The sequence below is a fragment of the Streptomyces sp. NPDC050610 genome, from assembly GCF_040654875.1.
Classification (GTDB): Bacteria; Actinomycetota; Actinomycetes; order Streptomycetales; family Streptomycetaceae; genus Streptomyces.
This window is the reverse complement of the sequence record NZ_JBFAIV010000020.1, coordinates 148004-157560: the sequence shown is the minus strand read 5'-3', so window position 1 is coordinate 157560 and position 9557 is coordinate 148004. Positions and strand designations below refer to the sequence as shown.

Genomic DNA, 9557 nt, shown 5'->3' with positions numbered 1-9557 from the left:
GGAGGGAACGATCCGCGAGACCAGGCCCGCCCGTTCGGCCTCGGCCGCGTCCATCGTCCGGCCGGTGCTTCAACGGGCCTCGCCTCGTTGAAGCAGCCGCCCCTCCCCCAGGGCGTCAGCCCCCGTATCAGCCCCCGTAAAGGGAGTTGCTGGTTCCGTGGGCGCCGCCGCGGCTGCCACGGGCGTCCGCGGCCAGGGTCATGAGCCCGGCGAACATCTTCTCGGGGTCGACCGCGGTGGCGTTCTCGGGGGCGGCGACCTTGGCGGCGCCGTCGCCGAACGTCATCCGCAGCGGCACCTCGCCCTTGACCTTCGCCTTCTCCGCGAGGGGCGCGAGGTCCATGGAGGCGGCGGAGAGCTTGCCGTTCTTGATGGCGAAGTCGACGGAGACCTCGGCGTCCGGGATCTCCTTGAAGTCCTCTTCCTTGGGCATGTTGCCGGCGCCGCCGGGCGACATCTCGTCGGCGAACGGCCGCAGCTTGTCGAAGACGCTCTTGACGACCGTACGGAACGGAGCGGTGGCGAGCACGTGGTCGGCGCCGTCGCGCTTGCCGCCGTCCTTGATCTTGACCTCGTGGTTCACGACGCCCTTGATCTCGTCAAGGATCTTCTTCTGCGTCTTCTCGCTGAGTGTGGGCTCGGCGGACGGCTTCTCGCCGCCCTTGGCCTTCGACTGCTTCTCGGCGGCCTTCTTCATCGCCTTGGTGTCGACCTTGACCCACTCGCCGTCGAGGATCTTGTCAGCGAATTCGAGGCCCTTGGGGAGCGTCGCGTGCATCTCCTCCTTGGTCGGCGCCGGCGAACCGGTCATCTTCGCGAACGCCTTCACGTCGACGCGGTAGTACACCGTGTCCCCGATGAAGCGGCCTTCCACCAGATCGCCCTCGGCGCCCGAGATCTTCATCAGGGAACCGGTGACATCCCCCTCCTCCGTGTCCTCCAGGGCCTTCTTCGACTCCGCGGAGAAGGTGACCTTCAGCTTCGACATCGCCTTGGCCATGGCCGGCGGAATCGGTTCGTCGCTGCCCTTGGACATCGCGACCAGCTGGTCCGGGGCGGCGTCGAGGCCCATCTCGACCGAGAGCGAGTGCTGCTTGCCCAGCGAGTCGAAGGCGTTCGACAGCTGCTTCTCGGGGGACAGGTTCTGCTCCGTACCGCAGGCGACGGCGCCGGCGGTGAGAGCTGCGACGCAGCCGATGGCGGACACGGTCTTGCGTATGGCGGTGATGACGAACTCCCTCGTATCTGGCGCGGGGCGGTTTTTCGACCCCACGTTGATGATCACCAGAGGTGACTCCTGAGTGGCAGAGAAGGTTGCACCGCGTACGGTCGGAATTATGCGCATTGTCATCGCTGGTGGACATGGTCAGATCGCACTCCGACTCGAACGCCTGCTCGCGGATCGGGGGGACGAGGTCGCGGGCATCATCCGCAGGCCCGAACAGGCGGGGGATCTGCTCGCCGCGGGCGCGGAACCGGTCGTCTGCGACCTGGAGTCCGCGCCCGTCGAGGACGTCACCCGACACCTGGAGGGCGCGGACGCCGCCGTCTTCGCGGCGGGCGCGGGCCCGGGCAGCGGCGCGGACCGCAAGGACTCCGTGGACCGCGGCGCGGCCGCCCTCTTCGCCGACGCCGCCGAGCGCGCGGGCGTACGCCGCTTCCTGATCGTCTCCTCCATGGGCGCCTCCGACAGCCCGCCGCCCGGCACCGACCCCGTCTTCGCCGCCTACCTCCGCGCCAAGGGCGCCGCGGACGACGACGTACGGGCCCGCTTCGGCCTCGACTGGACCGTCCTGCGGCCCGGCAGGCTGACCGACGACGCGGGCACCGGCCTGGTGACCCTCGCCGAATCCACCGGGCGCTCCGACGTCACCCGCGACGACGTGGCGGCGACACTGGCCGCCCTGCTGGACGCGTCGGCCACGGCGGGGCGCACGCTGGAGCTGATCGGGGGCGACACGCCGGTGACGGAGGCGGTCGAGGCGGTGGCCGGGGGCTGACCCCGGCGGGGGCGCGGCTCTTCCGAGGAGCGCCTATAGCCCACACGAAAAAGCCCCTGTCCTGCGAAAACGCAGGACAGGGGCTGTTCCTTTGCCTGTGGCGGCGCCAGGGTTCGAACCTGGGTAGGCTGAGCCGGCAGATTTACAGTCTGCTCCCTTTGGCCACTCGGGCACACCGCCAAGGGTTGCTGCCGTACGAACGCTGGTTCGCAGCGCTCTGTGGCAACGACGTAAACCATACCCGATGACCAGGGGTGGTCCGCCACTCGATTCGGCACCGCCGGATCGGGCACGGGTGACTAGGCTGGCAGGGCGGTCCGCGGGCCGTACCACCTGATGGATCTACGTACGAGGAGCCAACTCAATATGGCCGACTCCAGTTTCGACATCGTCTCGAAGGTCGAGCGGCAGGAGGTCGACAACGCCCTCAACCAGGCGGCGAAGGAGATCTCGCAGCGTTACGACTTCAAGGGCGTCGGCGCTTCGATCGACTGGTCCGGCGAGAAGGTCGAGATGCGCGCCAACTCCGAGGAGCGGGTGAAGGCGGTCCTCGACATCTTCGAGACCAAGCTGGTCAAGCGGGGCATCTCGCTGAAGTCGCTGGACGCGGGAGAGCCGCAGGCATCCGGCAAGGAGTACAAGATCTTCGCCTCGGTCGAGGAGGGGATCACGCAGGAGAACGCGAAGAAGGTCGCCAAGATCATCCGCGACGAGGGCCCCAAGGGCGTCAAGGCGCAGGTGCAGGGCGACGAGCTGCGGGTGACCTCGAAGAGCAGGGACGACCTCCAGTCCGTCCAGCAGCTGCTCAAGGGCAAGGACCTGGACTTCGCGATCCAGTTCGTGAACTACCGCTGACCCGTCGACCGGCCCGGCCCTGTCGCCCCGGCCGGTACGGGCGCGGTGGAGCGGAGTGGACACGGCACAGCGAGGGCACAGCGAGGGCACAGCACCGAGGACGGCCTCGGTCGCCGCCCTCGCTGTGCCTTTTCTGTCGGGTCCGGTTCTCTCGGGGCCGGCTCTGTCGGGACCGGTTCTGTCCGGTTCTCTCGGGGTCCGGTTCTTTTGGGGCCCCGCAGGTTCCGTCAGGCGGGGGCCGGGACGGGCAGGCCGAGGTGGGCGCGGTACCAGGGGGCGGTGGCGGCGAAGGTCTCGGTGAAGGGCGGGCCCGGGGTCAGGGCCAGGTCCTGCCAGATGCCAGAGCTGTCGAACCAGTGGTCGACGCCGAAGACGGACAGGGAGTGCAGGTCCTTCGGGGAGCCGGCCAGGCGGGCGCGCGCCTGTTCGTAGTCGAGGTCCGCACGCGCGTCGGGCAGGCCCAGGTGGGTGGCGAGCGCGTCGGTCAGCTCCACGCCAGAGACCGGGTCGGGGTGGTTGACGGCGTGGGCGCCCGGTATCGGATAAGGGGTCAGGGCGGCGGCTAGGACGGCCCTGGCCAGGGCGTCGACGTGGATGACGGAGTGCTGTACGCGGCCGCCGGACACGTCGGCGCGGAGCGCGGTGTGCATGCTCAGCAGGGCGGGGACGACCCAGCGGTCCCCCGGTCCGTACACGAGGTGCGGGCGGAGTACGGTGCCGCCCGCGGCGAGGACGGCGCGTTCGGCGTCGGCGCGGCTGCGGCTGGTGGCCGAGGCCGGGGCGATGGGCAGCCGCGCGCTGTCCGCTCGTGAGAACGGGCCGCGGCCGTGCACCGCGGCCGTGCTCAGGCAGACGACGCGCCGTACGCCCGCCCGTACGGCTTCCTCGACCAGCGCCTCGGTGCCTCGGCCGTTGACCTGTTGGCTCTCCGCCGCATCGGTGCCGATGCGCGAGGCGCAGTGGACGACGGTGTCGATGCCCTCGCAGGCCCCGCGCAGCGTGGCCGGGTCCGCGAGGTCGGCGCGCCAGTGTTCGGCCCGGTCGCGGGCGCCGGGCGGGCGCCTCGTGAGCAGGCGTACGCGCAGGCCGGGCACGGACAGGGCCGACTCGGCCACGCGGCTGCCGATGAATCCGTGCGCGCCGGTGATCAGGAGGCCGCGGCCGGGCGTGGCGGTGGGTGTCAGAATGCGCTTCGTGGCGGGCGTCACGACGCGCCTCGTGGCGGGTTGCTCGGTCTGGGTTCTTCGCATCTCTCTCTTGTCTCCCCTGTCTGCCGTGTCTGCCGTGTCTGCCGTGGCTGCCGTGGCTCGCTTGCGGACCCAGGCGTGCGGCGGGACGCAGCGTAGAGAGCGGTGCCGGGGCGGCGGGCGGACTTCTCGATCTTTTTGTACGGTCCTCTTTACGAGCGGGCCGCGACAGCGGGCGCTGCGGCCTGCGCGGGCTCGGCGATCTCACCCGAGTGGGGCCGGTCGCGTACGGGCTCCGTGGTGAGCCGGGGCAGGAGCAGGGACCAGAAGGCGGTGAGGGACGGGGCGGAGAGCCATCTGCGGTCGTAGCGTCCCAGGAGTTCGAAACCGGTGGTGGCCGCCACGATCGCCTGGCCCGCCTCGCGGGCGCTGACCGCGTGTGTGAGAGCGCCCTCCGCGTCGGCGCGTTCGAGCATGCGGGCGACGAACCGTTCCCACTGCGCGTACGGGCCCTCGGCCGGGGGCCGGATCCGCTCGCAGCAGAGGCGGAAGCCCGCCCGTACGACCACGTCCTCGCGCAGCAGCGCGGCGAGTGCGTGGGTGGCGTCGACCAGGCGCTGGAGGGCCGGCGGGGCGCCGGTCAGGGCCTGGTCGGTGATCGCGCGCAGGGTCGTGCCGGCTTCCTTCTCCACCGCCTTGGCCAGCCCCGCCTTGTTGGTGAAGTGGAAGTGCAGCGCTCCCTTGCTGACGCCCGCGCGGTCGCTGATGCCGGTGAGGCCCGACGGTGTGAACCCTTCCTGGTCGAACGTTTCGGCGGCCGCCCGGAGCAGCGCCTGCCGTGTGCGCACCGCCCGTTCCTGCTGGACCATCTCTTCTCCTGACGTCGGCCCCGTGGAGGGAAGGCTAGCAAAAAACAAACCGCTCACCAGGTTTCTTTTCGGCCGCAGACTGGAACACATCGAGGGGGCTTCGAGATGGTGGGGTGGCGGAGACCACTTGGATGTGCGGGCATTTTGTCGGCCTCTGGCGGCCGTCGCCGCTCACTCCCCAACGGCAAACACCCGTTAAAAACAAACCGGGCAGTTTGATTGTTACTGAACTCCGCACTACCGTCGGAGACATGACCGCCGCAGCGGTGGCCGTGCGGTGGCCTTACCGAAGGCGAAGGTAGGAGCTGCGATGCTGTACGTAGACGACAGTCCCCACACGCAAGACCGGCGCACCCTGGCACGCGAAGTGCACGACCGCATCGGCAGCGGCCTGTGCCTGGCCCTGCGTCAGCTGGAGCTGCTGGAGGCCGACTCCGCGCCGATGGGCGAGCGCCCGGCCCGCCGCCTGGACGCGGCCCGCACCGCGTTGCTGACCACTCTCACCACCACCCGCGCGCTCGCCAGCGGCCTGCGCGGTCCGGCCGTCGCCGACGGCTCGCTGGAATCCGCCCTGCGCTCCTTCGTACGGTCCATGCGCATCCCCGGCCCCCTCGACGCCCACGTACGCGTACAGGTGCTCGGCGACGCCACGCGGCTGCCGCCCGCCACCGTCGACGAACTCTTCTTCATCGTCCGGGAGTCGCTGCGCAACGCCCTCGCCCACGCGCACGCCGGCCAGGTGACGGCCGTCCTGCGGCTCACCCCGTACGCGGCCCACGCCACCGTCTCCGACGACGGCCGGGGGTTCGACCTCGCCGCCACGCTCGCCGGCGGCCGGACCAACGGACTGCTCGCCATGGCCGAACGCGCCCAGGCGCTGGGTGGTTCGGCCGAAGTCGCCACCGCGCCCGGCGAGGGCACCACCGTGTCCGTCCGCATCCCCGTCCGAGAGCGGAGCGACCGCCATGACCTCGTCTGAACTCATTACCTCGTCCGAGCCCATGACCTCGTCCGAGCCCATGACCTCGTCTGATCCCGCGGCCCCACTTGAGCCCATGACCTCGCCCGAGCCCGCGGCCTCACCTGAGCCCATGACCACACCTGCGCCCACTGCCGGCCGGCCGATCCGCATCCTCGTCGCCGACGACCATGTGCTGTTACGCGAGGCGCTGTGCGATCTTCTGCGCGCCGAGGCCGACTTCGAGGTCTGCGCCGAGGCCGGTGACGGCGAGGAGGTACTGCGACTGGCCGCCCGGCACCGGCCCGACGCCGTCCTCCTCGACATCGAGATGCCCCGCAACGAGGACCCCGCCGCCACCGTCCGCAAACTGCTCCAGCACCAGCCGGAGCTGCGCGTCGTCGTCCTGTCCATGCACGACGACGCGCGGCTGATCCAGGACCTCCTCGCCGAGGGCGCCAGCGGCTACCTGCACAAGGGCTCCGACCGCGAGACGCTCGCCGCAGCCCTCCGGTCCCGGTCCGACCTCGGCCGCCGCGTGGTGACGATCTCGGTGTCCGACCGCACCCTGCGCGCGAACGAGACGGCGGAGGCCGGCCCGGCCGCACGGCTGTCGCCGCGCGAACGCGAGGTTCTCGACCTGGTGGCCGCCGCCCTGAGCAACCGGCAGATCGGCGCGCGGCTCGGCATCACCGAAGGCACCATCAAGCGCCACCTGCGCAACATCTTCGACAAACTCGACGCCGTTTCCCGCCTGGACGCCGTGAACAAGGCGCTGGGCAGCGCAGCGGCCCGGCCATGGGCGGCCCGCTCCGGGGGCGGGCCCGGCCCCTCATCGATCCCCTTGCCGGGCGCGGGGGCCTCGCCCGTCTCCGGCCCCGCTTCGGTGGGCGCCGCACACCCGGCCCCGGTCCTCGCCCGGCGCCACAGCCCGGCCGTGGCCGTACGTCGTACGGACCCGTCGGCCTATCCCCCGTCGCGCTTCCCCGCGAGCGCGACGGCTCGGCACGGCGGCGAGGCGCGGCGCCAGTACGTGGCGAGGGAGAGGGAGGGGGAGAGGGAGAGGTGAGCTTGTGCCGGCTTGGCGGCGGGCTGCTGGTCGCGGATCGGCTTCCACCTACGGGCCTCGGCGCGCGCTTTGGCGGACTCCGCCCTGCGCGACTACAGCAGGCTGTGGAGGCACCGGGACGGCAGCCCCGGGATGCTGCCCGGATCTGGCCGGAACGGTTGCAGTCTGCGGTTCAGCCCGCCGAACGGGCCCGGCTGCGGGTGAGGAGGCCACAGCCGCCGGTCAGCAGTTGCCGTCCTGGTCGGCGAACCACCGGCGGGCGGCTTCCAGCCCTGCCTCGTTCATGGCCGGGCCGTCGATGCCTGTGAGGTCTCCGCGGGCGATCCGGTCGGCGAAGTACACGGCTTGGCCGGCCCAGCGGTAGTCCAGCAGAGGGGGCAGTGCCCTCTCGACCTCGCCGTGGGTCAGCGCGCCTCCCGCCACATAGGCGTCGATCAGCGGCCGCATGGAGTCCGCTCCGCGGTACATCACCAGCGCCGCCAGATCGTACGCCCGCGGCAGTACGCCCGCCCCGCTCCAGTCGATCATCCCGCAGACGCCGCTGACCGGATCGAGGCGGAAGACGTCCGGAGCCGGGTCCCCGTGCACCGGCCCCCAGGTCAGCGTCTCCAGGTGGACGCCGTCCAGCCGGGACATGACCTTGGTGATCACGGGCCTGAGCCAGGGGCGTACGTCCAGGTGCTCCGACGGGAGGTGCAGACGTGCGGGTGCGGTGCCCTCGCCCGTCTTCCTATCGATACCGAGCGCGTGATGGGCTCGGGCCAAAGTGGCCCCCATCAGCTCCAGTTCGGTGTGCGATGCGCCGGTCAGCCCGCGGCCTTCGACCCAGCTCAGCAGGGCCACCGCTTGGTGGGCGAAGGGCACGACGGACAGCCCGCCGACCGTCGCCACCGGGGCCCCCGCCCGTATGCCCGCTCGCTCCAGTCGCTTCGCCACGTCGAGGCCGAAGACGAACGCGTCCCTGGCCTCCGGCGGTACCGCCTTCACTACCCAACGAGCGCTCCCGGCGCGCGCTTCCCACGTCAGGGAGTTGATACCGCCTGCAAGCGGCGTGATCTCATCCGCGGGGAGCGCCCAGTGCTCTGCGAGCAGCCGGGCGACGGGCTGAAGGTCGAGCGGCGCCGAATCGGCATCGGCGGCGTGGTCGGGCACGGGCACGGCATAGCGGTCAGCCATCGTGGGGGTCCTCCGCGCGGGCTTGGGCCGTCCGAGGGTATGCCAATGGTCGTCAACTCGCTTGTTTTTACGATCGGTTGAAATTTTCGGGTTGTCTGCGCAGGCCGTCCGCCGATCTGGTAGTCGAACTGGATGCGGTGCGTGCCGTCGGCGGCACAGGAAGGCTTTCGTGAGCCGCATGACGCCGATGACGGTGGTCTCCACCGGCTCGCGCCCGACGAGAGGACCATGCGCGCAGGCCGCCCGCCGAGCGGCGGCCGGGGCGGGCCGCCGCTGAACGCGGCCTGCCCCGGGGCGGCCGGTTCGGGCGGCGGCCCCGCGCGTCAGCCGCAGAGTTCGGCGGAGACCGTGGACTCGAATACGGTCTCGCCGTTCTGCTCCGCGCGGACCCGTACCTGGGCGTCCTTGCCGCGGCGGATCGGTGTGCGGGTCGCGGTGACCCAGCAGGGCGCCGCCAGTTCCACGTACCTGTAGTACTTGCTGTCGACGGCGACCGGCAGCACTTGGGCCGGGGACAGTGCCTGCGCGGCCTGGCGGGCGGCTTCCAGCAGGGCCATGCCGGGTACGTGGTCCACGGGGTGGTCGAAGAGGACCGGGTGGCCTCGGTCGATGCGCAGTTGCCAGCTCCCGTACGCCCAGTCGCCGTTGAGCCCGTCGGCTCCGACGGGTCTCTCCTCTCCGGGTGTTCCGAGGACCACGTCGCGCGGGTCGCGCCGGCCGACTTGGCCGGGCGGCACGGGGGCGGGCCGGGGCGGGAGTTCGTCGGGCGGAGTCGCGTACGGACCGCGCAGCCGCCGGTAGACGGCCGGCGACATGATCTGGAGCGGCATCCGGCCGGTGCCCATGAGCCTGCCGTCCCGCAGCAGGGTCGCGTCCAGGCACATGGCGGCCAGGTGTCTGCCGCGCCGCTGGACGTCGCGGCACTCGATGCGCAGCTCGACGTCGGCGGGGCCGGGGCCGACCGCCAGCGGTCTCGGCGCCGTCTGGAAGTCGAGCGCGCTCATCAGGGAGGGGTGGCCGGCCGGGACGCCGTAGAACTCGTGCCCGAGCAGTACGGACGCCTGCCGTACGGTCTCGGCGACGAGCAGCGGATCGTGCCAGGCGCGGGCCACCGGACCGTAGAAGCTGTGCCCCCGGGGCCACTGGGCCGCGAGGCGGAACGAGTCCTCGCCCAGCTGCCGCCAGTCGGTGAGCAGGACCTCGGCGACCGCGGCGCGGTGCACGAGGTGGCGGGGGGCCGTACGGGCGTAGCTCAACGCGGTGTGTTCGGTGCCCTGTTGCGGCACGGACGCGGGAAGAACATCGATCAGAGACACTCGCCGTCGCCCTTCGTAGGGGGTTGGTCGTAGCTTCCGACGTGAGTAAAATACGGACCACCCGGTTTTATTCTCAAGCAAGATCACCACATTTACCCCGCTCTTTACTCTGCGCCCCAGGGGATAC

General features: G+C 71.1%; 9 protein-coding genes and 1 tRNA gene. 4 read left to right on the top strand and 6 right to left on the bottom strand.

The annotated features are described in order from the left end of the window. Nucleotides 1–127: 127 nt before the first annotated feature. Nucleotides 128–1285 (bottom strand): hypothetical protein, encoded by a 1158-nt coding sequence (locus tag AB0I22_RS24455; protein ID WP_363133011.1) that lies wholly within the window; start codon nt 1283–1285, stop codon nt 128–130. A gap of 52 nt (nt 1286–1337) precedes the next feature. Here AB0I22_RS24455 and AB0I22_RS24450 point away from each other — a divergent pair, with 52 nt between their 5' ends. Continuing rightward, nucleotides 1338–2000 carry an NAD(P)H-binding protein gene (locus AB0I22_RS24450; protein ID WP_363133010.1) on the top strand — a complete coding sequence of 221 codons (663 nt, stop codon included), beginning with the start codon at nt 1338–1340 and terminating at the stop codon, nt 1998–2000. A 98-nt stretch (nt 2001–2098) separates the two neighbouring features. Here the strand turns inward: AB0I22_RS24450 and AB0I22_RS24445 are convergent. Next, a tRNA-Tyr gene (locus AB0I22_RS24445) sits at nt 2099–2180 on the bottom strand. A gap of 186 nt (nt 2181–2366) precedes the next feature. Here AB0I22_RS24445 and AB0I22_RS24440 point away from each other — a divergent pair. Further along, nucleotides 2367–2855, top strand: a complete 489-nt coding sequence (locus AB0I22_RS24440) for a YajQ family cyclic di-GMP-binding protein (protein ID WP_363133009.1) — start codon at nt 2367–2369, stop codon at nt 2853–2855. A 227-nt stretch (nt 2856–3082) separates the two neighbouring features. On the opposite strand, the gene AB0I22_RS24435 is transcribed toward AB0I22_RS24440, so the two are convergent. Then, a complete protein-coding gene (locus tag AB0I22_RS24435) occupies nt 3083–4105 on the bottom strand; it encodes an NAD-dependent epimerase/dehydratase family protein (protein ID WP_363133008.1) in 1023 nt (340 codons plus the stop codon). Between the two features lie 149 nt (nt 4106–4254). Beyond that, nucleotides 4255–4911, bottom strand: coding sequence for a ScbR family autoregulator-binding transcription factor (locus AB0I22_RS24430; protein WP_363133007.1), 657 nt, complete (start codon nt 4909–4911; stop codon nt 4255–4257). 310 nt (nt 4912–5221) lie between these two features. On the opposite strand from AB0I22_RS24430, the gene AB0I22_RS24425 reads away from it, so the two are divergent. Both AB0I22_RS24425 and AB0I22_RS24420 read left to right on the top strand, forming a co-directional pair. Then, nucleotides 5222–5890, top strand: a complete 669-nt coding sequence (locus AB0I22_RS24425; protein WP_363133006.1) for an ATP-binding protein — start codon at nt 5222–5224, stop codon at nt 5888–5890. 112 nt (nt 5891–6002) lie between these two features. Then, nucleotides 6003–6938, top strand: a complete 936-nt coding sequence (locus AB0I22_RS24420; protein WP_363133005.1) for a response regulator transcription factor — start codon at nt 6003–6005, stop codon at nt 6936–6938. A gap of 222 nt (nt 6939–7160) precedes the next feature. On the opposite strand, the gene AB0I22_RS24415 is transcribed toward AB0I22_RS24420, so the two are convergent. Then, nucleotides 7161–8114 carry a phosphotransferase gene (locus AB0I22_RS24415; protein ID WP_363133004.1) on the bottom strand — a complete coding sequence of 318 codons (954 nt, stop codon included), beginning with the start codon at nt 8112–8114 and terminating at the stop codon, nt 7161–7163. A 323-nt stretch (nt 8115–8437) separates the two neighbouring features. Further along, on the bottom strand, nt 8438–9430 hold the full coding sequence (locus tag AB0I22_RS24410; RefSeq protein ID WP_363133003.1) for a ScbA/BarX family gamma-butyrolactone biosynthesis protein: 993 nt from the start codon (nt 9428–9430) through the stop codon (nt 8438–8440). Nucleotides 9431–9557: the final 127 nt, after the last annotated feature.